This is a genomic window from Nonomuraea sp. NPDC004580 (assembly GCF_040609855.1).
Taxonomy (GTDB): Bacteria; Actinomycetota; Actinomycetes; order Streptosporangiales; family Streptosporangiaceae; genus Nonomuraea; species Nonomuraea salmonea.
In genome coordinates this window covers 202,764-223,874 of sequence record NZ_JBEXLH010000004.1, presented here as the reverse complement: position 1 = coordinate 223,874, position 21,111 = coordinate 202,764, and the positions used below count along the sequence as shown (strand labels likewise).

Here is a 21,111-nt window from a genome sequence, read left to right as displayed (position 1 = left end):
AACAGGGGCGCTAACTGTGGTGCGTCACCGCCAGGGTGCGCACGACGCAGAACTCGTTGCCCTCGGGGTCGGCCATGACCACCCAGCGTCGGTCTGGGCCTTGGCCCACATCTCTCTGGACGGCGCCGAGACCGAGCAGTCTGGTCACCTCGTCGTCGGTGCTGCCGTCGATCGGGCTGACGTCGAGGTGGAGCCGGTTTTTCACGGTCTTGCCCTCGGGCACCTGAATGAACTGCAGGGTGGGCGGCATCTGGCGGGTGAGCACCTGCTCGATGGTCGGCTCCCAGGAGCCGATCTCGACCTTGCCTTCGTTGCGGTCGATCACTTCGAAGTCCAGAACCTCGCACCAGAAGGCCGCGACTCTCTCCGGGTCGTGGCAGTCGATGGTCAACTCGGTGAATCTACTTGTCATGTCTCTCTCCGGTGTTCGAAGGCGTTCCGAACCATGCGGAGAGTGCCGCACGCAGCGAAGGCGTGGCGGTGTCCGCAGGTTCGTCCAGGCCGGCGGCCCAGGCGAGATGGCCGTCCGGGCGGATCAGCAGGGCGTCGGCCGGCCGGTCGGCGGTCTTGGCAGTGTGGACGTCGAGGAGATGCCGCCATTCCCAGGCGGCCTGGCGGAGCTCTGGGCGGTCGGCCAGGTCGAGCAGGACGGGCCGGGCGGTGCGCATGAGCTCGGCCACGCTGATGACGCCTTCATCGGTGTGCAGGGTGAGGTCGGGGGCGAAGGTGCCGGCCAGCGGAGCATGTCCGGTGCCGGGCATCGGGTAGCGGATGTCGATGCCGGCGACGAGGGCTCCCATGCGGCGCAGCGGCTGCTCGTCGGAGAGCAGTTCGGTGAAGATCTCCCGGAGCGCTTCGGCGGCTGCGTCGTGCCCGCGGCGCAGGGCCACCTGCGCTCGGGTGTGCAGCATGGTGCGGGCGCCGGCGAGATGGCGTTCGGTGTGGTAGGTGTCCAGCAGGCCGGCCGGGGCCGTGCCGTGCAGGTCGGCGGCGAGCTTCCAGGCCAGGTTGACCGCGTCCAGCATGCCGGCGTTGAGCGCCACTCCGGTGGCGGGGAACAGGTGCGCCGCGTCACCGGCCAGGAAGATGCGGCCCTCGCGGTAGCGCTCGGCCTGATGGGCCTTGAAGGTGAAGCGCGACAGGCGGGTCGATCCGGCCAGCGGCAGGTGGACGCCGAGCACGCGGTGGATGCTGTCCTGCAGTTCGGTGAGGGTCATTGGGACGTCGTCGTCGTATTCGGTGGTCTCGTCCTCGATGGTGTAGAGGGAGACGGACCGGGTGCCGGGTGAGGAGCCGACGCCGAGCAGGCCCTGGTCGGTGCGGGTGAATCCGGCCCGGATGGTGCCGAAGCCGGGAACGTCGAGATCGCCGTTGCCGAGAACGGTGACCGTGTCGGGCAGCGTGACCTGGGCCAGCCGGTTGACCTCGGGATAGGTGGTGCCGGGGAACGGGATGCCGGCCCTGTCGCGGATGCGGCTGCGCGCGCCGTCACATGCGACGAGGTACCGGCTGCTCGTCCGGTACGGTCCGTCCGGGCCGCGCACGTCCACGGTCACCGCGTCGTCGTCCTGGCTCACCTCGATCACTTCGTGCCCGCGGCGGAGGTCCACGCCGAGTTCGCCGACGCGTTCGCCGAGCAACCGCTCCAGCAGTTGCTGCGGCAGCGGCAGGGCGTGCATCGGGGGATCCGGCATCCGGGTGAAGTCCAGGTGCACCCCGCCGAACGGGAACCGGGGGGCGGGCATCGGGCCGGTGCAGGCCGCTTCGAAACGGTCCAGCAAGCCTCGGTGGCGCAGCAGGTCCAGGATCTGGCCGCCCAGGCCGCCGGCTTTGGGGGTGTCGCGGGGGCGCGGCTGCCGTTCCAGGACCAGGGGCCGCACTCCGGCCAGGCGTAGTTCGGCGGCCAGCATGAGACCGGTCGGGCCGGCCCCCACGATGATCACGTCGGCATTCCCCGACGGCCGCTCTTCTTCCGCGGGCTGGGTGGCATCGTGGTGCTTCATCATCGATGATCTCTCAATCGTGTCGGGACGGAGGTGTCAGCCGGGAGCCAGGCGGCCCTTCGCCGCGTACATGCCGGCCGCCCGCGCCGCGGGCGAGGTGATGGCCGGCCAGGTGTGCGTGCATGGCGGCGACCAGCGCACCCGTGTCACCGCCCCCCCGTTCCTGCCAATTGGCATGATCTTGTCCTTTCGTCATGAATGGTCCGCCGGGTCCTTCCGATCCGGCGTTCGTGCGTTCCTCTTGCGGAGGGGCCTGTCAGCGGTCAGCCCGGCCAGGTGACGGCCGCTCCCCGGCGAAGCCGGGAGCGTAGTTCCTGAGCCGTACGAGGTGAGGGCGGGCCACCGTCGTGCGGCCGAGCTCCTCCGGAGGTGGGCCCAGGAAGAACTGGTCGGCGCCTTCTCGCCCCATCTGCTGATGCTCGGCGACGAAGCCGCGCATTTCCCGCTCGTAGGCGGCGAACGCCTCCGCGTGGCCGCCGCCGGTGGCCAGTTCGCCGGCCAGGATGTAGGCGCCGATCAACGCCTGGGAGGCGTCGCGACCCGAGGCCGGCGCCGCACAGTAACCGGCGTCCCCGACCAGCACCACCCGGCCGGAGAACCAGCGGTCCATCTCGACCTGGGCGTTCGCCTCGAAGAACAGATCCTCCGCCTCCCACATCTCCTCCAGCAGGCGCCTGACCAGCCGGCCTCCGCCGGCGAACCGCTCGGCCACGATGCGCTTGTGCTGCCCGGCGTCGTCGCGGTCGTAGGCCAGCGGCCCGGAGGCGAAGTGCAGCACCGCACGGGCTCGGGCGCCGTCGCGGGTGGCGAGCACCCCGGCCGCCTTGCCCGGTACGCGGTGGACCTGGCCGCCGGCCTCGGCGCCGAGCCGACTGGGTAGGCCGAAGACCGCCGTGTAGAGGCCCAGGTGCCGGACGAAGCGCTCCTGCGGCCCGAAGGCCAGCGAGCGGGTGCGCGAGAGCAGCCCGTCAGCGCCGGCCACCAGGTCGAAGCGGCGCGGCCGGCCGCGGTCGAAGGTGACCCGCACGTCGGCGTCGGCCTGCTCCAGGGTGGCGACCGAGTCGTCGAAGACGTACTCGACCTCCCGCTCGCGCGCACTCCGGGCGCGCGCTCCACCACCGTCGGGATGAACCCGTGGTGGCGCAGCCAGTACGCCAGGGCGGCCCCGGCGACGCCGGCACCGCAAACAAGGACGTCCATCCACGTGCTCCCTCGACCAGCGGCGAATCGTACGAATCGAGGATCAAGTACGGTGACACCCGGAACAATGACGAACACCGAAAGATCACCTTCAGTGGAAGTGGACGGAGCAGGTCAGGCGTGGAACTGCGGGACATCGAGATCTTCCTGACCTTGGCCGAGGAGCTGCACTTCGGCCGGACCGCCGCCCGGCTGTGCCTGTCGCCCGCCCGGGTCACCCAGGCGATCCAGAAGCAGGAACGGCAGGTCGGCGCCGCACTGTTCGAGCGCAACAACCGCACGGTCCGGCTGACCCAGGTGGGGCGTCAGCTCCGGGACGACCTGCGTCCGCTGTATGCCGGGCTGAAGGAGAGCGTGGAACGCGCCCAGCTCGCCGGTCAGGGCATCACCGGCACGCTGCGCGTCGGCATGCTCCCCCTCAACGCCTACGACCTACGCCCCTACTGGGACGTCTTCCGCCTCCGCCACCCGCGATGGAAGCTGCGCATCCGTAAGGCACAGCTGGGCGAAGCCTTTCCCGCGCTGCGGCGCGGCGATATCGACGTCCTGGTGAGCTGGCTGCCCGTCGACGAACCCGACCTCACCGTGGGGCCGGTCGTGTTCGCCGAGCAGCGCGTGCTGGCCGTCGCCGCCGACCACCAGCTCGTCGGGCGCGCGTCGGTCTCGCTGGAGACGATCTCCGACTTTCAGCACCCGCACGCCGACACCGGCCCCGGTTACTGGTTCGACGCCTACGCTCCGCGCCTCACCCACCGGGGCCGTCAGATCGAGCGGGGCCCCGTGGTCCGCGACGCGGAAGAGGCCATGACCCTCGCCAGCATGGACGGACTCGTCGTGCTCTTCCCCGCCCATGTCAGCCGCTACTGGGCACGGCCTGACATCGCCTACCTGCCGGTCAGGGACCTGGAGCCGCTGCCGTACGCGCTGGTGTGGCGCAGCGAGGCGGAGAGCGAGCCCATCCGGGCTCTGGCCGGGATCATCCGCGACCTGGGCCCTCTCCCGTCGGCCTGAAGAGCCCGTTCAGACCGTGGCGAAGTCGAGCCGGGTGTCATGTCCAGCCGGAACCGGCCGTAGGGGTTCGCGTGAGCCCGGAACAGCGGGGCTGAGGGCTCGCCGGTTCTCCTCGGTGAGCTTGCCGGCCCCTTGTGGATCTCGCAGAACGTCCTGAAGGAGCTGGGTATCAGTGAACGCCAATGCCGACTGCAGCAGGTGCAAGGTGAGCATGGACACCTCGGCGTGCTCACGGTCGGCCACGGTCAGCACGCCTTCGCGCCCGTAGAAGATCTTGTCGTTGGCGCTGTTCCAGTTCTCCACGACCTGCAGACCGCTGTTGGTCTCCCGGCGTAGCTGCTCGTCGCTGAGATACAGTGGCGGATCCGCTGGGCGACCACGCGCTCGGTGGCCATCGGCTCCTTGGCCAGCGCCCGCAGCGTCTTCTCCCCGCCCGGCACCGCAGGGAAGACCACCTGCCGGACCGTCTCATCGGGCTTGCTCAGCGCGGCGTTCACCATCGTGGTGAAGATGCCGCGCTTGCCGGGCACCGCGGCGAGCTGACCGATCAGTTCCTGCTCCACCCGCCGCTCGGCACGGGCGTTGATCCGGTGGATCAGCCCGATCAACACTTCCACCAGCCCGTCCACCAGTTCGGCCTGCCGGGTCCAGCACAACGCCGCCGGCAGCGTGTAACGCACTGGCGCCGAGCAGGCCGCGAAATCCGAGGGATACATCCGCATCGCCCGGCCCCGCCACGCGCATATCCCTCATCGGCCCTCAGGACTGCGGCAAGCCCGACGAGTCCGTGGCCTTATATCACCGCTTCATCGACCTCGCTCAGGGCTTCGGGCCCTTCACCTACGCCGTCTCCAAGAGCATGATCACCCTCAAGGGGACCCGCCGCGGCTTCGCCGGTGCCCGTCCCGACGCCCGGGGGCTGCGTGGCTACATGGACCTGCAGCGCGTCGTCGAGGACCCGCGTTTCACCAGCGTGTCGCCGTACACGAAACGCCTGTTCGTCCATGCCTTCCGCATCACCGGGCCCGAGCAGCTGGACGATGAGTTCGCCGGGTGGCTGCGGGAAGCGTACGACGTGGGGCAGGGTCGTCACCTGCTCACGTGAGGCAGGTCACGCGCGGTAAGGGCAGCGTTCCCGCCATCGCCACGCGGGGGTCGGCGACTCGGGCATCCGGCCGCTGGAGGGCTCGCCGGCCGCGCCGAGGGGCTGGCCGACGAGCGCAGCAGGAACGCCAAGGCCCCTGTGCCAGCCCGTGGGCGCCTGACCGGTTTCGCCGGCCGGCCCTACGGCTCGTCCCTGTCGTGCAGCGACCCGGACGGCGACGGCTGGGGGTTGCAGGAGGTCACCGCCCGGCTTCCCGGCCGGGTGTGACGGGCGCGCCGAACCAGCGTGTGAGGCAGTCGTCCAGGTCCCGCTGGTCGTCGCCGATCCAGGCGACGTGGCCGTCCGGGCGGAGCAGGACGCACGGGGCGTCCAGCGCCGCCCCCGGATCCGTGAGCTGATCGACGCGGTCCGACCAGGCGCCGGTGGTGAGGCGTTCTGTGCGGTCGAGCAGCAGGCCGCGGCCCCGGTGCAGCAGGGGGTAGAGGCGGCCCCGCTTCAGCTCCAGGTCGGGCAGGCGGCGGCCGAGCAGGCCGGGGCCGGAGCCGAAGTCGTAGCGCACGGCGAGGCCGGTGGTCTTCTCGATGAGGTGTCGGTTGACCTCGTCGAAGGCCACCAGCTCGGTGAGCAGCCGCCGCACCGCGCGCGGGCCCGGCTCAGGGGAGGCCAGCTCCGCCTGGGCGCGGGTGTTGTCCAGCACATCGGCGGCCACCGGGTGGCGTTCGGCGTGATAGGTGTCGAGGAGGGCGTCCGGCGCCCAGCCGCGGATCTGCGCCGCGAGCTTCCAGCCGAGGTTGACCGCGTCCTGGACGCCCAGGTTGAGTCCCTGCCCGCCGAACGGCGGATGGATGTGCGCCGCGTCCCCGGCCAGCAGCACCCGCCCCACCCGGTAGCGGTCGGCGAGGCGGGTGGCGTCGCCGAAGCGGGACAACCAGCGCGGCGCGTGCACGCCGAAGTCGGTGCCCGCGACGGCGCGCAACTGCCGCCGGAAGTCGTCGAGGGTGGGCGGTTCCGTACGGTCGCTGACGTCCGCCGCCGGGACGACGACGCTGTACGTCGCGCCCTCGCCGAAGGGCCTGATCCAGAAGGGCCGGTGGGACCCGGCGACCGCGGCGACCGTGGCGGCGATCTCCTCCTGCGGCACGCCGGCCTCCATCTCGCCCATGAGCGTGTCGTTGTGCGAGGGCTCGCCGGGGAAGGCGACGCCGAGCCGCTTGCGTACGGTGCTGCGCGCCCCGTCACAGCCGACGAGGTAGCGCGAGCGCACCCGCTCGCCGCCGGACAACTCGACGGTCACGCCGTCGTCGTCCTGCTCGAAGCCGGTCACCGCGCGACCGTGCCTGACGTGGGCGCCCAGCGCGACGGCGTGCTCCTCCAGCAGGCGGTTGATGACCGGTTGCGGGATGCCGAGCAGGTAGGCGTACGGGGAGTCGAGGCCCTCGGGCGGGGGCGCGGGAATGGCGGCGAAGAAACCGGCCGCCGGGCGGCGCCGGCCGTGCGGGAGCAGGCGGTCGAGCAGACCCCGCATGGCCATCAGCTCCAGGCTGCGGATGTGCAGGCCGACGACGCGGACCATCGACCCGGGCTCGGTGTCCTGCTCCAGGACGAGGACCCGTACGTCGTGCAGCCGCAGCTCGGCGGCGAGCATCGCGCCGGTGGGCCCGCAGCCGGCGATGACGACGTCGTAGGGGGAAGTGTGCATCTGTGGTGCCTTTCGGGAGTGCCTGTGGCGGCGCTCCCGGCGCACCTACGTCGGCCGCCTGACCGTGGCGGGAGGGCGGAGCGCCCACGTCGCTACAGCGTTCATGGGTCTCACCTCCTCCGGCCGGGTCACGGTCACCGGCACGCTACAGGCCAGGCCACCGGCCCGTCCAACGCTTTACACGGCAGCGGAACCTGGCGGCGCAGGTGCCGCTGGGCCGGCTCGGCAGCCCGGACGAGGTCGCCGCCGCCGTGCTCTTCCTGGCCAGTGGGCAGAGCAGCTTCGTCACCGGCTCCAATCTGTACGTGGACGGCGGCCTCAACCAGATCTGAGCTTGACCTTGACGCCGCGTCAAGGTCTTAACTAGGGGTCATGCGGATCGGAGAGCTGGCCGCGCTACTCGGGGTGACCACCCGGACCGTGCGCCATTACCACCACCAGGGCGTCCTGCCGGAGCCGCCGCGCCTGGCCAACGGCTACCGCGAGTACGGCATGCGCGACGCCATCGCCCTGGCCCGCGTACGCCGGCTGGTGGGGCTCGGACTCAGCCTCGACGAGATCCGCGACGTCATGGCCGAGGAGCGCTCCAGGGAGCTGCCCGAGATCCTCGCCGAGATCGACGCCGACCTGGCCGCGCAGGAACGCGACATCCGCCTGCGGCGGGCCAGGCTGGCGGAGGTGCTGCGCCGGGCCGAGGACGGCACGCTCGGCCCGGACGACACCGCGTCCCCCGACCTGGTGTCGTTCCTCAAGGTCATCGACGTGCCGGCCTCGGCGTCGGCGGCCTGGGACCGCGACCTGCTGGTGCTGGTCGACAGCGCCTCCAAGACGCCGGACGGGCGGGCGTTCACCGTGCTCGACGCACTGGCCGCCGACCCCGAGCTGACGGCGCGCGGCCACGACTTCTACCGCAGGCTGGACGATCTGGCCGGCGCGAGGCCCGATGATCCTCGGGTGGGGCCGATGGCCGAGGAGCTGGCCGCGTTCAGCCTGGACCATGTGCTGGCAGGCCAGACGCAGGACGGCTGGCGCGCCGACGCGGTCGAGCCGTTCCTGGACGGCCTGGCCCCTGCCCAGGCGGAGGTGGTCCGCCGCGCCATCCGCCTCATCGGTGACCGCCTGCCCCGCTGAAGGCGTTCCGGTACGCCGACGGCGACGTGCGCATGATGGCGGCGAAGTGGTGGCGGTAGGGGACGGCCGTGTCGAAGCCCACCGCCCTGGCGACCTTCTCGATCGGCGTGGCCGTCGTCTCCAGGAGGGCGAGGCTCGCCTGGACGCGCTGCTGGATCAGCCACCGGATCGGGGTGGTGCCGGTGGCGCGGGCGAAGTGCCGCAGGTAGGTGCGGGCGGACATGTGGGCCTGCCCGGCCAGCCGCTCGACGGTGATCGCCTCGCCGAGGTGCGCCAGGGCCCACGCGATGCTGCGGGCGGTGCGGTCGTCGGCCGGGTCGGCGGGCAGCGGGGCCTCGATGAACTGCGCCTGCCCGCCGTCGCGGTGGGGCTGGATCACCAGCCGCCTGGCGACCGCGTTGGCGATCGCGGGGCCGTAGTCGCTGCGCACGACGTGCAGGCACAGGTCGAGCCCTGCGGCGCTGCCGGCGCTGGTGAGCAGCGGCCCGTCGTCGATGTAGAGGACGTCGGGGTCGAGGTCCACCGCCGGGTGGCGCTGCCGGAACCCTACTGCTGGGGCCCTGGTTGCAACGGCTCCACCAGGGCCGCGCTGGAGTTCGCCAGGCTCGGCCACCCGGTCAAGGAGATGATCGGCGGATATGAGTACTGGGTGCGTGAGGACCTCCCGGTCCGCACCCGCGACGGGGTCAGGCGACGTCAGGGGGATGAGCTGACCGTGACGTGCGACTGCTGAGAATCATGCCGTGTGCGCCCGCAGCCCGGTCAGGTCAGGGGCCACGTCCGGCCGGAGGACCAGGTTCCCGTCATAGTCGCCGCCGTTCTGCGTCCGGTACGGGATCGGCTCGGTCTCCGGGATGGCGAGCAGGCGTTCGGTCAGCTCCTTGGCCGCCGTCCGGCCCTCGCCGGGCGTGAACCGGTCGGCGCCGAAGATCAGCACCGGGGGCAGCACCTGCGCGCCCGCGTAGAACAGGGTGCCGTGCTGCAGCGGGAACAGCAGCTCGTCGACGGCGCCGTGGATGCCCCGCGCGCCGTAGAACCAGCCGGGCCCGCCCATGGTCACCACCGCCATCGCGCGCTTGCCGGCGAGGAAACCGTCGCCGTAGCCGATCCACTCGCCGTCCGGGCCGCGCAGCCCGTACGCGTAGCCCTGGTGCCAGACCCGGTCGAACCAGCCCTTGAGGATGGCGGGCATCCCGAACCACCACATCGGGAACTGGACGACGAGGGTGTCGGCCCGGTCGATCTTCTCCTGCTCGGCACGGATGTCGGGGCTCAGGACGCCGCTCTCGTACGCCTGCTTCGCGGCGGCGGCGACCTGGAACCGATCGGCCGGGTCGTGGGCGTAGCCGGCGGGGTCGACGACGGGGTTCCACCCCATCGCGTACAGGTCGGACACCTCGACGCGGTGGCCTTCCGCGCGGAGCGCGCGCTGCCCCTCCGCGGCGAGGTGGCCGTTGAGCGAGCGCGGTTCGGGGTGGGCGAGGATCCAGAGGACGTTCATGGCGTCCATGCTGGTCGTGCGGCGCCCGCCCGCACGACTGGCCTGATGGACAACATGTGCGAAGATCGGGCCATGTCCGTTTTCTCCGATGACGGGCGGCACCGGGTGGCCGTGCTGGCCCGTGACCGGGCGCTCTCCTTCGAGCTCGGCATCGTCCACCGGCTCTTCGGCCAGGCGCGCTCGGCCGAAGGCGCCGCGCTGTACGAGGTCGTGACCTGCGCGGCCGAGCCCGGCGAGCTGCGTACCGACGGAGACTTCACCCTCACCGTCGCGCACGGCCTCGAAGCGCTGGCCGAGGCCGGCACCGTCGTCGTGCCGGCCTCCCTGAACGACTTCGAGCACGACGACTTCGAGCACGACGACTTCCAGCACGACGACTTCGAGCGCCCGGACGAGCCGCTCGCACCCGCGATCGTCGCCGCGCTGGCGCGGATCCGGCCCGGCACCCGCGTCGCCGCCATCTGCACGGGTGCGTTCGTGCTCGCCGCGGCCGGCCTGCTGGCCGGACGGCGGGCGACCACGCACTGGCGCTCGTCCGCCCGGTTTCGCGAGCGCTTCCCCGACGTCGTCGTCAACCCCGACGTGCTCTACACCGACGACGACGGCGTCCTCACCTCGGCGGGCGGGGCGTCGGGCGTCGATCTGTGCCTGCACATGATCCGCACCGACCACGGCGCGGCCGTCGCCAACGACGTGGCGCGCGGCTCCGTCGTCCCGCCCCACCGCGAGGGCGGGCAGGCGCAGTACGTGCGGCGGCCGATGCCGGACCCGAAGGTCTCCTCGACCGGCAGGGCGCGCCGCTGGGCGCTGACCAACCTGCACCGGCCCATCACGCTGCGCGAGCTGGCCGCCCAGGAGGCGACGAGCACGCGCACCTTCACCCGGCGTTTCCGTGACGAGATCGGCACCTCGCCGGGGCGGTGGCTCACCCGGCAGCGCGTGGAGCGGGCCTGCTCGCTGCTGGAACGCACCGACCTGCCCGTCGACGAGATCGCCGTCGCCGCGGGCTTCGGCACCGCCGGCTCACTGCGCCTGCACATGAAGGCCGAGCTGGGCGTCTCCCCCACCGCCTACCGCGCCACCTTCCGCGGCCCCTAGGCGCCGAGGCCGTTCAGGCGGGTGAGCTCGTCGGCGGTGAGGCGCAGGGCGCCGGCCGCCGCGTTCTCGGCCAGGTGGTCGAGGTCGCCGGTGCCGGGGATGGCGAGGACGTGCGGGCCCTGGGCGAGCGTCCAGGCCAGGCGGACCTGGGCGGGTGACGCGCCGTGAGCGCGAGCGACCTCCTCCACGGCCTCGTGCTCGCCCGTCCCCGTCCCCGAATCGCGGCCGGAGCCGGCGATCGCGAAGAAGGGCACGTACGCGATGCCCTGCTGTCCGCAACCGCGCAGCAGCTCGCGTTCCTGCGCGGGGGCGCCGACGCCGAAGGCGTTCTGCACGCACACCACCGGCGCGATGGCCTGCGCCTCGGCGAGCTGCTCCGCCGTGACGTTGGAGACGCCCAGGTGCCGGATGAGCCCGGCCTCGCGCAGCTCGGCCAGCGCGCCGAAGTGCTCGGCGATCGAGCCGTCCTGCCTGCTGGGGGGTACGCGCAGGTTCACCACGTCGAGCCGGTCGCGGCCGAGCGCCCGCAGGTTGTCCTCCACCTGGCCGCGCAGCTGCTCGGGCGTGGCCCACCACCAGCCGCCGTCCGGGTGGCGGGCCGGCCAGACCTTGGTGGTGATGACGAGATCGTCCGGGTACGGGGCCAAGGCTTCCCTGATCAAACCGTTGGCCGCCAGGTCGCCGGTGAAGTAGAAGGCCGCCGTGTCGATGTGGTTCACGCCGAGCTCGACGGCCCGCCGCAGCACCGCGATCGCCCGGTCACGGCCGCGCTGGTCGGACCCGAACGCGACCCGCCCGGCCAGGCGCATCGCCCCGAAACCGATCCTGCTCACGGTCAGGTCGCCGAGCCGCCACGTTGCACTCATCTCAATCTCCATCGAAGAGGGTTCGCCCGGTTCCGGGCACAAAAAAGCCTCCTCGCGGCGGACGAGGAGGCTCACAGGTGCTTGATCAGGATACCAGTTCACCCGGGGTGGGATGCCGTTGACGAACGTGTCACCAGCCTCGAACGAGCGCCATTTTCCAGGTCATAGCCCGCGCGCAGCGGGCCTCCTGGCCGCTTCGTCGTGGTCGCGAAGCATGCGCAGCACGGTGGCTGGGGAGGGGTGCTGGCCCTTCGTCTTGCCCCCGGCGCCGGCCTATTCGTGGCCTTCCAAGGTGCGGTCGCGGATGTATGCGCGTTCCATCCCCGACAGCGCCGCCGGCACGGTGAAGACGACCCCGGAAGGGCCGTGGCCGTCCTGCAGCTCGCCGGACAGGAACTCCAGGCCGATGCCCGTCGCGCGTAGCTGATCGGCCAGGGCGGCCAGGTCGCGCCCGAGCCGCTTGTGCTCGTGCATCACCAGGGTGGTCGCCAGACCGGAGGCCCGCACCTCGGCCGCCAGGGCGACGGCTCGCTCGAGTCCGGGGCGCACCAGGGCCCGGGTGGGGATCGGCAGGGGGTTTAGAGAAGCGTCAGCGCCTTGGCCAGGCCTGGGTCGTGTCCGGTGGCCAGGTCGTGGGCGGTCGTGGGGGCGTGGTGGTCGACTGGCACGCCGATGGTGTCGATGACCTCCCGGGCGGGCCCGAGATGGCGGACCTTGGGCAGGAGCAGGACGCTGCCGTCATCCAGGAGGTAGGCCGTGCTGGGGCCGGAGATCGCCCCCGCGGTGCGGGTCCCAACGAGGGTGCCCAGGCCGTTGTCCTTGACCGCGGCGCTGAAGTCGTCGCAGGCCGAGGCGCATGCGCGGTCGGTGAGGATGATCAGGCGCGAGCCGAGCAGCGCGATGCTGTCGTCGGTCCGGTTGGGCACGCAGTCGCCCTTGAGAGGGCAGAAGTAGCTGGTGATCTTGCCGTGCGCGAACGCACCGAGCAGGCGCGTCACCTCGCGAGGCGAGCCGCCGCCGTTGCCGCGTAGGTCAAGGATCGCGGCTTTCGGCTTGTCCCGTAGCTTGGCGATGACCTGGTCGGCGACGCCTTCGTGGAATTCAGGCAGGTGGACGTAGGTGACGCCGTCGGCGAGCTTCCGAGAGGTCACCGCCGCGGGTCGCCGCGTAACAGGGCCTGCTTTGAGCTCGACGACGCGGGTCCGTCCGGTGGTGGGCCGCTTGAGCGTGAGCCGTACCCGGTCGGAGACGAAGGCGTCGCGGATGGCCTGATTGACGGCGTATCCGATGAACGCCGGCATGCCATTGACCTTCTCGATGATGTCACCGGCCCTGACGTCGGCTCTGGCGGCGGGGCTGCCCGGCAGAACGCGGGTGATGAACAGTGGCGGCCGGGCCGCAGGATCGAGCTGAGGCCCCTGCTGGGCCGACACGCCGACGACGCCGGTTCCGGTCGGCTCGCCTTGGGGCGAAAGGTCCGGCGTGACCCAGCGGGCGTGGTTGTCGTGCAGTCCGGCGACCATGCCGGTGATCGCGGCGTGCAGGGCGGAGGAGTCGCCGACGCCGAGGACCTGCGCGAAGGCGGCCCAGTCGGTGCCGGGGTTTCCGGTCAAGGCGGGCAGCCGAAGATCGGCCCGGTCGCCGCCGCGCCGCATCAGATCGTGTGTGTAGGCGGAGAAGGCGCTCTGCAGCAGCGCCTTCGAGTCCATGACCGGTCCGCTGTAGTAGTTGTCCAGCACGCAGAAGTACGCCTGTCGGAGCGTGTCTACCGAGGTTGACGACGCCGGTGGCGGCGGTGGTGCCGTGATGGCGGTGCACCCCTTGGCCGGCCCGGAGGTCGACGTGGGAACCGGAGTGGGAACCGGCGTGGGCGTCGAGGTGAGCGTCGAGGTGGAGGCCGAGACGAATGTGCACGCGGGTGCGAACATGACGCAGGCCGCTACCAGCCCGGCGGCGCACAGCTTTCTGGGCATCAGCCGGGAAACCTCACGATCGGGGCTTGCGGTGCCATGGGTCTGCCGGGCAGGACAGCCCCGGCGGGCAGCAGGTGCCGGCAGGCCCGGACGGCCTGGCCGTACTTGTCTGACAACGCCTCCACCCGCTCGCTGCCGATGGTGAGGTTGACCAAGCCGTCGGAGGAGACGGCGACGTCGGGAAAGCCGGGCAGGCCCTGGGCCCGCATGCAGGCGGTGAACTTCGTGCCGCCGTCGCCGGCCTCGGTCCCGGCTAGGGCGGCTGGCAGCGCCCAGAGTGAGGCGGCCGTGGCGGCGGCCAAGAGCAGGTTGCGTGTCTTCATGGCGCTCAGCCAATCTCCTGGCCGGTTACGGGGAGGAAACAGCGGCGGTTACCGCGCTGTAACCACCACCTGGGCATGCTAGGCAGATCATGAAAGTGCTGGTGGTGGAGGACCACGAGGAACTGGCCCGCACGGTGGCCGCCGGGCTGCGCCGTGAGGGCATGGCCGTCGATGTCGTGTTCGACGGCGCTGACGCGCTCGAACGCGCCCTGATCAACCACTACGACGTGATCCTGCTCGACCGCGACCTGCCCGGCCTGCATGGCGACGACGTGTGCAGGGCACTGGCCGGGCATCCGGCGCGGGTGCTGATGCTCACCGCAGCCGGCACGATCGAGGACAAGGTGAGCGGCCTCGACGTCGGCGCCGACGACTACCTCGCCAAGCCGTTCGCCTTCGCCGAGCTGGTCGCGAGGATCCGCGCGCTCGGACGCCGCAGCACCTCCGCGCTGCCGCCCGTCCTGGTCCACGGCAGCCTGCGGCTCGACCCCGCCACCCGGGTGGCCACCCGCGATGGCCGCAGGCTGGCGCTCAGCCCCAAGGAGTTCGCGGTGCTGGAGCTGCTGCTGGCCGCGCGCGGCGCGGTCGTCTCGGCCGAGCAGCTCCTGGAGCGCGCCTGGGACGAGTACGCCGACCCGTTCAGCCAGACCGTCAAGGTCACTGTTAGCCGACTACGCCGCAAGCTCGGCGATCCACCGCTCATCGAGACCGTCGCGCAGGCGGGATACCGCATATGAGACAGACCGTACGGCTGCGCCTGACCGCGCTGTACTCGGGTCTGTTCCTGGTCGCCGCCGTGCTGCTGGCACTGCTCTTCTTCGGCCTGCTCAGATGGTTGCCCGCGCCGCCGGCGCCGCCGGCGCCGGTGGCGCCCGGAGGAGGCGCGCTTTCGGTTCCCGAACCCTTCCCCGACTCCGGCAGGCTGCTCCAGGCCTCCCTGATCACGCTGGGCGTCATGGCGGTGGCCTCGACCTGGCTGGGCTGGGTGGTGGCGGGGAAGGTGCTGCGGCCCCTGGGGCACATGACGGCTACCGTGCGCCGCATCACCGCCGACCGGCTCGACCGCCGGCTGGCCGCCTCCGGGCCTGACGACGAGCTGAAGGAGCTGGCCGACACCTTCGACGACCTGCTCGACCGGCTGGAGGCCGCCTTCACCGCGCAGCGGCGCTTCGTCGCCAACGCCTCCCACGAGCTGCGCACCCCGCTGACGGTCCAGCGCGCCATGGCCGAGGTGGCCCTGGCTGACCCCGAGGCGGACCTGCGCTCGGTCCTGGTACGACTCCTGGCGGCGGGCCAGCACCAGGAGCGATTGATCGAGGCCCTGCTCACCCTCGCACGCGGCCAGCAGGGGCTGGCCCGCCGCGAGCCACTCGACCTCGCCGACCTCGCAGGACAGGGCGCGCCCGCCCCGTTCCTGGGAGACCGGGCCCTGATGGAGCGCCTCGTCGCCAACCTGCTCGACAACGCTCGCCGCTACAACGTGCCGGGTGGCTGGGTCAACGTCGACACCTTCGTACGGCACGGCCACGCGGTCCTGGTCGTGGCCAACAGTGGCCCGGTCATCCCGCCGGACCGGATCGGCGCGCTGCTGGAGCCGTTCCAGCGGCTGGAGGCGGGACGCAAAGCCAGCGGCGAGGGCCTGGGACTCGGGCTGTCGATCGTGGCCGCCATCGTGGACGCCCACCAGGGCCACCTGGACCTCAGACCGCGCTCGGAAGGCGGGCTCGAGGTCACCGTCACGCTGCCTTCCGCCTAACCCTCTCCTCGCGGGCGCCGGCGGTCCGGGTGAACCAGGAGAACAAAGATCCGTCCCGGCGAAGCGACCATCATACGCCGATTGCCAGGCCGTGATCATCTCCGTTCGGGCTGGTGACACGTTCGTTGACGACACCCCGGGGGTCGGTGGCGCGTCCGCTTGGTTCCGTGTCACACTCACAGTTATAGAACTCTATGATGAGTTCTATAACGAGAGGAGTTTCGGCATGTACGACGCGCTGCCCTGGAGAGACCCGGCCCCGCCCGACGCGACGATGAACGGGCCCCGGGAGCGGGGCAGGTTCGGCGCGTACGGCGGCAGGTACGCCCCGGAGTCCCTGGTGGAGGCCTGCCGCGAGGTGGACGAGGCGTTCCGCGCCGCCTGGGCCGACCCCGGCTACCGCAGCGCCCTGGCCACACTGCTGGCCGTGCACGCCGGCCGCCCCACCCCGCTCACCCCCGCCGCCCGCCTGTCGGACGAGCTGGGCGTGCGGCTCTATCTCAAGCGCGAGGACCTCACCCACACCGGCTCCCACAAGATCAACAACGTGCTCGGCCAGGCGCTGCTGGCCTCCCGCATGGGCAAGACCAGGCTGATCGCCGAGACCGGCGCGGGCCAGCACGGCGTGGCCGCCGCCACCGCCGCCGCGCTGCTCGGGCTGCGCGCCACGGTGTTCATGGGCGCCCGTGACATCGAACGCCAAGAGCTGAACGTCTTCCGCATGCGCGTCCTCGGCGCCGAGGTGGTGCCGGTGACCACGGGCAGCCGTACGCTCAAGGACGCCACCAGCGAGGCCATGCGCCACTGGGTGGGCACCACCGGCGACTCCCACTACTGCATCGGCTCGGTCGTCGGGCCCGACCCGTACCCGTATCTGGTCAGGGAGCTGCAGCGGGTCATCGGCGACGAGGCGCGCGCCCAGTGCGCCGCCGAGCTGCCCACCGGCGTCCCCGAGCACGTGGTGGCCTGCGTCGGCGGCGGGTCCAACGCGGCCGGCACGTTCGCCGGGTTCGCCGACACCTCGGCCCGGCTGGTCGGCGTCGAGGCCGAGGGCGGCGCGGGAGCCGCGCGCGGCAGGCTCGGCGTGCTGCACGGCGCCCGCTCGCTGTTCCTCCAGGACGGCGACGGGCAGATCACCGAGGCGCACTCCATCGCCGCCGGGCTCGACTACCCCGGAGTCGGCCCCGAGCACGCCCACCTGCGCGACCTGGGCAGGGCCCGCTACGTCACGGTGACCGACGAGGAGGCGGTCGCCGCCGCCGTACGGCTGGCGCGCACCGAGGGCATCCTGCCCGCACTCGAATCGGCGCACGCCCTCGCCTGGATCATCCGCGCGGCCGCCGACGGCGACCTGCCGGCCGGATCGACGGTGCTGATGACGCTGTCCGGGCGCGGCGACAAGGACATGGCGACGTTGAAGGAGCTGCTGTGAACGACTCCGTCCTGGTCGCGGGAGCGGTCGAACGCCACCTGCGGGCCGCCCGTGACACCGGCCGCGGCCTGCTCATGCCGTACGTCACCGCCGGCATCACACCTGACTGGACCGGCTACCTGCACGCCTTCGCCGAAGCGGGGGCGGACGCGATCGAGGTCGGCCTGCCCTTCTCCGACCCCACACTGGACGGCCCCACCATCCAGCAGGCGAGCCAGGCCGCGCTGGCAAGAGGCGCGAACACCCGCGACATCCTCGCCGCGTTGCCCGACGTGGGCGTGCCCCTGGTCGTCAGCACCTACTACAACCTGGTGCTGAACGCCGGCCCCGAGCCGTTCTGCGCCGCGCTGCGCCAGGCGGGCGTCGGCGGCCTGATCGTGCCCGACCTGCCGGTGCACGAGGCGGACGAGCTGACCGACGCGGCCAAGGCGACCGGCATCGAGCCCGCCCTGCTGGCCTCGCCGACCACGCCGGAGCCGAGGCTGGCGGAGATCGGCGCCCGCAGCCGCGGCTTCGTCTACGCCGTGTCGGTCATGGGCACCACCGGCGAGCGGGCCGCGCTCGCCGAGTCGGCGCAGCGGCTCGCCGCGCGGCTCAGGCGGGTCACCGACCTGCCGGTCTTGCTAGGATTCGGCATCTCCACCCCGGACCAGGCCCGCGAGGCCCGCCGGCACGCCGACGGCGTGGTGGTCGGCGCCGCCGTCATGCGGCGGGTGCTCGATGGTGCGGGGCCGGATGACCTGCGGGCCTTCGTCACGAGCCTGCGGGAGGCCCTCGACCAGGAGTGATGCACCACGATGACCGCCGAAGCCGGGCACGAGGCGAGATACCGCGCCATCGCCGCCGACCTCGCCGCGAAGATCCGGTCCGGCCACTACGCCCCTGGCGAGGCGCTGCCGCCGCAGCGCGAGCTGAGCGCCTCCTACGGGGTCACCCTGATGACGCTGCGCCAGGCGTTGCGGCAGCTCAGCGACGAGCGGCTGATCGTGCAGCGGCCGGGCAAGGGTACGTTCGTCGCGCCGCCGCATCTGGCGTACCAGCTCGACTCGCTTCGCAGCCTGGCCGACGACCTGCGCAAGCAGGGCCACGACGTGCGCACCGTCGTCGTCGGCCGGGCGGTGCGGCGCGCTCCCGCCAGGATCGCCGCCGAGCTGCGGCTGCCGCCCGGCGAGAGCGCGCTGCGTCTTGAGCGGGTCCGCGAGTTCGCCGGCCGCCCGGCCGTCCACCAGGTCTCCTGGGTACGCCGGCCGATGGCCGACCACATCCGCGACCGCGACTTCACCGAGGTCTCCCTCTACACCGCGCTCGCCGACGCGGGCGTGGCGGTCGCCCGCGCATCGGAGGTGGTGCGGCCCGGCCTGCTCGACGCCGCGGCCGCCCGCCACCTGCTCGAGCCCGAGGGCAGCCCGGTGCTGGTCAGCACCCGCGTCACCGCGACGCTCGACGCCACGCCGGTGGTGTCCGACCACGCCACCATCCTGGGCAGCATGATGGAGATCCGCACCGAACGCGCCGCCACCGGCCTGTCCCTCACCTGGGGCGCCACCACCTGACCTTCGCCCCTGAACGGCTTGCCGGCTTGCCGTTTTGCCAAAATATGCAGACCGGTCTACTTTTTCGGCATGGGACGTAAAGGCGCGGAGACGCGCGGACGGCTGCTCGACACCACCCAGGAGCTGATCGAAGCAGGGGGCTACTTCGGTGCCGGGCTCAACCAGGTCATCGCGGCCAGCGGGATGCCCCGGGGCTCGCTCTACTTCCACTTCCCCGGCGGCAAGGACGAGCTGGTCGCCGAGGCGCTGCGGCGGGCCGGGCGGGAGATCGCCGCCGCCGTGGACGGGCTCGCCGCCACGGCGGAAGACACGACGGCCCTGCTCACCGGCATGATCACGCTGCTCGGTGACCGGCTGGAGGCGTCCGGGTGGCGCAAGGGCTGCCCGGTCGCCACCGTCGCGCTGGAGCTGGCGGCCACTCATGACGTGCTCCAGCAGGTGTGCGCCGAGGTCTACGCCTCCTGGGAGCGCATCCTGGCCGACCGGCTCGCCGCCGACGGCCACCCCGACGCCGACGACACCGCCACGACCGTGCTCGCCCTGATCGAGGGCGCGCTCCTGCTGGCCAGAGCCCGCCGCCACCGCCGCCCCCTCGACGCCGCAGCCCGCCGCGCCGCCCTCCTGCTCACCACCCAATGAGGAGAACCCCCATGCCCTCCGACTCCCCCGGTCCCCTCGTCCGGCCCGGCTCCTCCGGCCCATACGACCTGCCCGGCTCTGCCAGCCCTCTTGATCCGTCCGACGGATCGCCGGACTCCGTCGTCTTCGGTGCGGGCGGTTTCATCGGCCGTTCCGTGGTGGCCGAGCTGCTGCGCCGTGGGCGGCGGGTCGCCGCCGCCGTTCGCGGCGACGCCGGCCGGCTCACCGCCTGGCTGGCGGGTCAGGACGTGCCGCTCGGCGGGCTGAGCGTCGTCCGCGCCGACATCACCCGTACCGGCCTCGGCCTGCCGCCCACCGGCCTGGACGGCGTGCGCGACGTCTACAACTGCGCGGCCCGCTTCGCGTTCGGGCTGAGCGTCGCCGAGGCTCGGGCGGCGAACGTGACCGGCGCGCTCAACGTCCTCGACTGGGCGGCCGAACTGCCGGCCCTGCGGCGCGTCGTGCACGTCAGCGGGTACCGCGTCAGCGCGGACGACACTGCGCCCGACTACCAGCGGCTGGGATCGTACGAGGCGTCGAAGAAGGAGGGCGACGCGGCAGTGCGGGCCCGCGCCGGCGAGCGTGGCATCCCGCTCACCATCGCCAACCCCTCCACCGCCATCGGACCCGGCCAGTACATAGGGCTGGCGTCGGTGGTGTCGGACCTGTGGCACGGCCGCCTGCCCGCCCTGCCCGGCGGACGCGAGGTGTTCGTGCCGGTCGTGGACGTCGGCTACCTCGCGGCGTTCATGACCCGGCTGCCCGAGCACGAGGAGACGGCAGGCCGGGCGTACTGGATCCTCGACGACCGCACGCCCGTCCTGCCGGACCTCATCGCGCTGCTGGCCCGGCACATGGGCGTGCGAGCGCCCCGGCGCTCGATCCCGGTCGGCCTGCTGCGCCGCCTCCCCCGGGCGCTGACAGGCGTGGACCCCGAGACGCTGTCGTTCCTGTCGGCCGATCGCTACGACACCGCGCCCGCGCGGGCCTTCGCCGAAAAGGCCGGCCTCAGCCTGCCGCCCACCGAGACCGTGCTCACGACCTGGGCCGACGCCCTGGTGGCGGCCCGCTTCGGCACCGCCTCCACGCCCACCGGCCGCTACGGCTACCAGGACGTGGCCGGCGTGCGCACCTGGCTGAGGGGTGACCGGGAGCAGCCCGGTCACGTCCTGCTCCACGGCCTGCCCTTGGACGCCGACTCCTGGACGCCGACCGTCGACCGGCTCCACGCCTCCACCTTGACCGCCGACCTGCCAGGCCACGGCAGATCAGGGCCGGCCGGAACGGGGACGCCGGAGGGGTGGGTGGCCGGGCTGTTGGAGCCGGTGGCGACGCGGCCGGTGCTGGTGGCGCATTCGTTGGCCTGCGGCCCCGCGCTGCGCCACGCCGCCGCCCACCCCGGCACGATCTCCCGTCTGGTGCTGGTGGCTCCCGCGTTCCTGCAGAACCCCGCCTCCCGGCTGCTGCGGTCGTGGGCGGCGGTGCCGCTGCTGCGCCGCCTGCCGGCCGCCCGCCTGGCCAGGACGCTGGACGTCCCGGTGGGCAGCACGGCCGACCTGGCCCGCCCCGGCCGCGCCCGCGCCCTCGTCGCCGCCCTGCGCGCCGCCCACGGCCGGCGCGACGAGCTCCGCCGGCTCCTGGAACGCATCGACGTGCCCGTGGAGATCGTGGTCGGCTCGGCCGACCCGCTGACCGTCGCGGTGGACGTCCCCGTGACCACGATCGACGGCGCCGGCCACTTCCCGCAGCTCACCCACCCCGCGGCGCTCGCCACCCACCTCGAAGCCAAGGTGGGCTCCCGGAGCGCCAGCTGATCCATGC

The 21,111-nt window shown here is 72.4% G+C and carries 24 protein-coding genes and 2 pseudogenes; 13 read left to right on the top strand and 13 right to left on the bottom strand.

What is annotated here, in order from left to right:
• Positions 1-10: 10 nt before the first annotated feature.
• The 4 genes from ABZW11_RS08240 to ABZW11_RS08225 form a co-directional block, all read right to left on the bottom strand.
• Positions 11-412, bottom strand: coding sequence for a VOC family protein (locus ABZW11_RS08240; protein ID WP_355413980.1), 402 nt, complete (start codon positions 410-412; stop codon positions 11-13).
• Positions 402-2,006, bottom strand: coding sequence for an FAD-dependent monooxygenase (locus ABZW11_RS08235; protein ID WP_355413978.1), 1,605 nt, complete (start codon positions 2,004-2,006; stop codon positions 402-404). Before ABZW11_RS08235 ends, ABZW11_RS08240 begins: the two co-directional genes overlap by 11 nt.
• A gap of 33 nt (positions 2,007-2,039) precedes the next feature.
• A complete protein-coding gene (locus tag ABZW11_RS08230) occupies positions 2,040-2,180 on the bottom strand; it encodes a hypothetical protein (RefSeq protein ID WP_355413976.1) in 141 nt (46 codons plus the stop codon).
• Between the two features lie 339 nt (positions 2,181-2,519).
• Positions 2,520-3,203, bottom strand: coding sequence for an FAD-dependent oxidoreductase (locus ABZW11_RS08225; protein ID WP_355414066.1), 684 nt, complete (start codon positions 3,201-3,203; stop codon positions 2,520-2,522).
• Positions 3,204-3,323: 120 nt separating this feature from the next.
• Here ABZW11_RS08225 and ABZW11_RS08220 point away from each other — a divergent pair, with 120 nt between their 5' ends.
• A complete protein-coding gene (locus ABZW11_RS08220) occupies positions 3,324-4,214 on the top strand; it encodes a LysR family transcriptional regulator (RefSeq protein ID WP_355413974.1) in 891 nt (296 codons plus the stop codon).
• Positions 4,215-4,223: 9 nt separating this feature from the next.
• On the opposite strand, the gene ABZW11_RS08215 is transcribed toward ABZW11_RS08220, so the two are convergent.
• Together ABZW11_RS08215 and ABZW11_RS08210 are read right to left on the bottom strand one after the other, a co-directional pair.
• The gene (locus tag ABZW11_RS08215; RefSeq protein WP_355413972.1) at positions 4,224-4,517 is read right to left on the bottom strand and encodes a Tn3 family transposase; all 294 of its coding nucleotides are present in this window, start codon (positions 4,515-4,517) and stop codon (positions 4,224-4,226) included.
• Positions 4,460-4,936 carry a hypothetical protein gene (locus tag ABZW11_RS08210; RefSeq protein WP_355413970.1) on the bottom strand — a complete coding sequence of 159 codons (477 nt, stop codon included), beginning with the start codon at positions 4,934-4,936 and terminating at the stop codon, positions 4,460-4,462. The genes ABZW11_RS08215 and ABZW11_RS08210 overlap by 58 nt, the downstream gene beginning before the upstream one ends.
• On the opposite strand from ABZW11_RS08210, the gene ABZW11_RS08205 reads away from it, so the two are divergent.
• Positions 4,894-5,319 (top strand): DUF5655 domain-containing protein, encoded by a 426-nt coding sequence (locus tag ABZW11_RS08205; protein WP_355414064.1) that lies wholly within the window; start codon positions 4,894-4,896, stop codon positions 5,317-5,319. The two genes, ABZW11_RS08210 and ABZW11_RS08205, sit on opposite strands and share 43 nt — an antisense overlap.
• A gap of 238 nt (positions 5,320-5,557) precedes the next feature.
• Here ABZW11_RS08205 and ABZW11_RS08200 read toward each other — a convergent pair whose 3' ends face one another.
• Complete coding sequence (locus ABZW11_RS08200) at positions 5,558-7,018, bottom strand: FAD-dependent monooxygenase (protein ID WP_355413968.1); 1,461 nt, start codon at positions 7,016-7,018, stop codon at positions 5,558-5,560.
• A 185-nt stretch (positions 7,019-7,203) separates the two neighbouring features.
• Between ABZW11_RS08200 and ABZW11_RS08195 the strand changes: the two are divergent.
• A pseudogene (locus ABZW11_RS08195) lies at positions 7,204-7,350 on the top strand (SDR family oxidoreductase); the annotation flags it as partial.
• A gap of 40 nt (positions 7,351-7,390) precedes the next feature.
• Positions 7,391-8,149, top strand: a complete 759-nt coding sequence (locus tag ABZW11_RS08190) for a MerR family transcriptional regulator (RefSeq protein ID WP_355413966.1) — start codon at positions 7,391-7,393, stop codon at positions 8,147-8,149.
• Here ABZW11_RS08190 and ABZW11_RS08185 read toward each other — a convergent pair.
• The gene (locus ABZW11_RS08185) at positions 8,124-8,672 is read right to left on the bottom strand and encodes a helix-turn-helix domain-containing protein (RefSeq protein ID WP_355413964.1); all 549 of its coding nucleotides are present in this window, start codon (positions 8,670-8,672) and stop codon (positions 8,124-8,126) included. The two genes, ABZW11_RS08190 and ABZW11_RS08185, sit on opposite strands and share 26 nt — an antisense overlap.
• Before the next feature lie 24 nt (positions 8,673-8,696).
• Between ABZW11_RS08185 and ABZW11_RS08180 the strand changes: the two are divergent.
• Positions 8,697-8,882, top strand: a pseudogene (locus ABZW11_RS08180) (rhodanese-like domain-containing protein); the annotation flags it as partial.
• A 3-nt stretch (positions 8,883-8,885) separates the two neighbouring features.
• Here the strand turns inward: ABZW11_RS08180 and ABZW11_RS08175 are convergent.
• Positions 8,886-9,650 (bottom strand): NAD(P)H-dependent oxidoreductase, encoded by a 765-nt coding sequence (locus tag ABZW11_RS08175; protein WP_355413962.1) that lies wholly within the window; start codon positions 9,648-9,650, stop codon positions 8,886-8,888.
• Positions 9,651-9,722: 72 nt separating this feature from the next.
• On the opposite strand from ABZW11_RS08175, the gene ABZW11_RS08170 reads away from it, so the two are divergent.
• On the top strand, positions 9,723-10,748 hold the full coding sequence (locus tag ABZW11_RS08170; protein ID WP_355413960.1) for a helix-turn-helix domain-containing protein: 1,026 nt from the start codon (positions 9,723-9,725) through the stop codon (positions 10,746-10,748).
• On the opposite strand, the gene ABZW11_RS08165 is transcribed toward ABZW11_RS08170, so the two are convergent.
• From ABZW11_RS08165 to ABZW11_RS08150, 4 genes are all read right to left on the bottom strand, one after another.
• On the bottom strand, positions 10,745-11,614 hold the full coding sequence (locus ABZW11_RS08165) for an oxidoreductase (protein WP_355413958.1): 870 nt from the start codon (positions 11,612-11,614) through the stop codon (positions 10,745-10,747). The two genes, ABZW11_RS08170 and ABZW11_RS08165, sit on opposite strands and share 4 nt — an antisense overlap.
• A 273-nt stretch (positions 11,615-11,887) precedes the next feature.
• Positions 11,888-12,163, bottom strand: coding sequence for a recombinase family protein (locus tag ABZW11_RS08160; RefSeq protein WP_355413956.1), 276 nt, complete (start codon positions 12,161-12,163; stop codon positions 11,888-11,890).
• Positions 12,164-12,192: 29 nt separating this feature from the next.
• Positions 12,193-13,587, bottom strand: a complete 1,395-nt coding sequence (locus ABZW11_RS08155) for a S41 family peptidase (protein ID WP_355413954.1) — start codon at positions 13,585-13,587, stop codon at positions 12,193-12,195.
• Entirely contained in the window at positions 13,587-13,910 is a 324-nt protein-coding gene (locus ABZW11_RS08150) for a hypothetical protein (protein WP_355413952.1), read from the bottom strand. Before ABZW11_RS08150 ends, ABZW11_RS08155 begins: the two co-directional genes overlap by 1 nt.
• Positions 13,911-13,999: 89 nt before the next feature.
• Here ABZW11_RS08150 and ABZW11_RS08145 point away from each other — a divergent pair, with 89 nt between their 5' ends.
• The 7 genes from ABZW11_RS08145 to ABZW11_RS08115 all read left to right on the top strand — a co-directional run bounded on the left by ABZW11_RS08145 (position 14,000) and on the right by ABZW11_RS08115 (position 21,104).
• Positions 14,000-14,647 carry a response regulator transcription factor gene (locus ABZW11_RS08145; protein WP_355413950.1) on the top strand — a complete coding sequence of 216 codons (648 nt, stop codon included), beginning with the start codon at positions 14,000-14,002 and terminating at the stop codon, positions 14,645-14,647.
• Positions 14,644-15,666 carry a HAMP domain-containing sensor histidine kinase gene (locus ABZW11_RS08140; protein ID WP_355413948.1) on the top strand — a complete coding sequence of 341 codons (1,023 nt, stop codon included), beginning with the start codon at positions 14,644-14,646 and terminating at the stop codon, positions 15,664-15,666. Before ABZW11_RS08145 ends, ABZW11_RS08140 begins: the two co-directional genes overlap by 4 nt.
• A 274-nt stretch (positions 15,667-15,940) precedes the next feature.
• A complete protein-coding gene (gene trpB, locus ABZW11_RS08135) occupies positions 15,941-17,098 on the top strand; it encodes a tryptophan synthase subunit beta (protein WP_355414062.1) in 1,158 nt (385 codons plus the stop codon).
• Positions 17,095-17,886 (top strand): tryptophan synthase subunit alpha, encoded by a 792-nt coding sequence (gene trpA, locus ABZW11_RS08130; protein ID WP_355413947.1) that lies wholly within the window; start codon positions 17,095-17,097, stop codon positions 17,884-17,886. Before trpB ends, trpA begins: the two co-directional genes overlap by 4 nt.
• 9 nt (positions 17,887-17,895) lie before the next feature.
• On the top strand, positions 17,896-18,651 hold the full coding sequence (locus tag ABZW11_RS08125; protein ID WP_345406961.1) for a GntR family transcriptional regulator: 756 nt from the start codon (positions 17,896-17,898) through the stop codon (positions 18,649-18,651).
• 69 nt (positions 18,652-18,720) lie between these two features.
• Entirely contained in the window at positions 18,721-19,290 is a 570-nt protein-coding gene (locus tag ABZW11_RS08120; RefSeq protein WP_355413945.1) for a TetR/AcrR family transcriptional regulator, read from the top strand.
• Between the two features lie 11 nt (positions 19,291-19,301).
• Positions 19,302-21,104 carry an alpha/beta fold hydrolase gene (locus ABZW11_RS08115; RefSeq protein ID WP_355413943.1) on the top strand — a complete coding sequence of 601 codons (1,803 nt, stop codon included), beginning with the start codon at positions 19,302-19,304 and terminating at the stop codon, positions 21,102-21,104.
• Positions 21,105-21,111: the final 7 nt, after the last annotated feature.

Coding starts and splice junctions, on each gene's coding strand:
- ABZW11_RS08170 (WP_355413960.1), top strand. CDS start 9,723: ATGTCCGTTTTCTCCGATGACGGGCGGCACCGGGTGGCCGTGCTGGCC.
- ABZW11_RS08225 (WP_355414066.1), bottom strand. CDS start 3,203: ATGGACGTCCTTGTTTGCGGTGCCGGCGTCGCCGGGGCCGCCCTGGCG.
- ABZW11_RS08240 (WP_355413980.1), bottom strand. CDS start 412: ATGACAAGTAGATTCACCGAGTTGACCATCGACTGCCACGACCCGGAG.
- ABZW11_RS08120 (WP_355413945.1), top strand. CDS start 18,721: ATGGGACGTAAAGGCGCGGAGACGCGCGGACGGCTGCTCGACACCACC.
- ABZW11_RS08145 (WP_355413950.1), top strand. CDS start 14,000: ATGAAAGTGCTGGTGGTGGAGGACCACGAGGAACTGGCCCGCACGGTG.
- ABZW11_RS08140 (WP_355413948.1), top strand. CDS start 14,644: ATGAGACAGACCGTACGGCTGCGCCTGACCGCGCTGTACTCGGGTCTG.
- ABZW11_RS08155 (WP_355413954.1), bottom strand. CDS start 13,587: ATGCCCAGAAAGCTGTGCGCCGCCGGGCTGGTAGCGGCCTGCGTCATG.
- ABZW11_RS08235 (WP_355413978.1), bottom strand. CDS start 2,006: ATGATGAAGCACCACGATGCCACCCAGCCCGCGGAAGAAGAGCGGCCG.
- ABZW11_RS08150 (WP_355413952.1), bottom strand. CDS start 13,910: ATGAAGACACGCAACCTGCTCTTGGCCGCCGCCACGGCCGCCTCACTC.
- ABZW11_RS08200 (WP_355413968.1), bottom strand. CDS start 7,018: ATGCACACTTCCCCCTACGACGTCGTCATCGCCGGCTGCGGGCCCACC.
- ABZW11_RS08175 (WP_355413962.1), bottom strand. CDS start 9,650: ATGAACGTCCTCTGGATCCTCGCCCACCCCGAACCGCGCTCGCTCAAC.
- ABZW11_RS08165 (WP_355413958.1), bottom strand. CDS start 11,614: ATGAGTGCAACGTGGCGGCTCGGCGACCTGACCGTGAGCAGGATCGGT.
- ABZW11_RS08190 (WP_355413966.1), top strand. CDS start 7,391: ATGCGGATCGGAGAGCTGGCCGCGCTACTCGGGGTGACCACCCGGACC.
- ABZW11_RS08230 (WP_355413976.1), bottom strand. CDS start 2,180: ATGCCAATTGGCAGGAACGGGGGGGCGGTGACACGGGTGCGCTGGTCG.
- ABZW11_RS08125 (WP_345406961.1), top strand. CDS start 17,896: ATGACCGCCGAAGCCGGGCACGAGGCGAGATACCGCGCCATCGCCGCC.
- ABZW11_RS08115 (WP_355413943.1), top strand. CDS start 19,302: ATGCCCTCCGACTCCCCCGGTCCCCTCGTCCGGCCCGGCTCCTCCGGC.
- trpB (WP_355414062.1), top strand. CDS start 15,941: ATGAACGGGCCCCGGGAGCGGGGCAGGTTCGGCGCGTACGGCGGCAGG.
- ABZW11_RS08210 (WP_355413970.1), bottom strand. CDS start 4,936: ATGCGGATGTATCCCTCGGATTTCGCGGCCTGCTCGGCGCCAGTGCGT.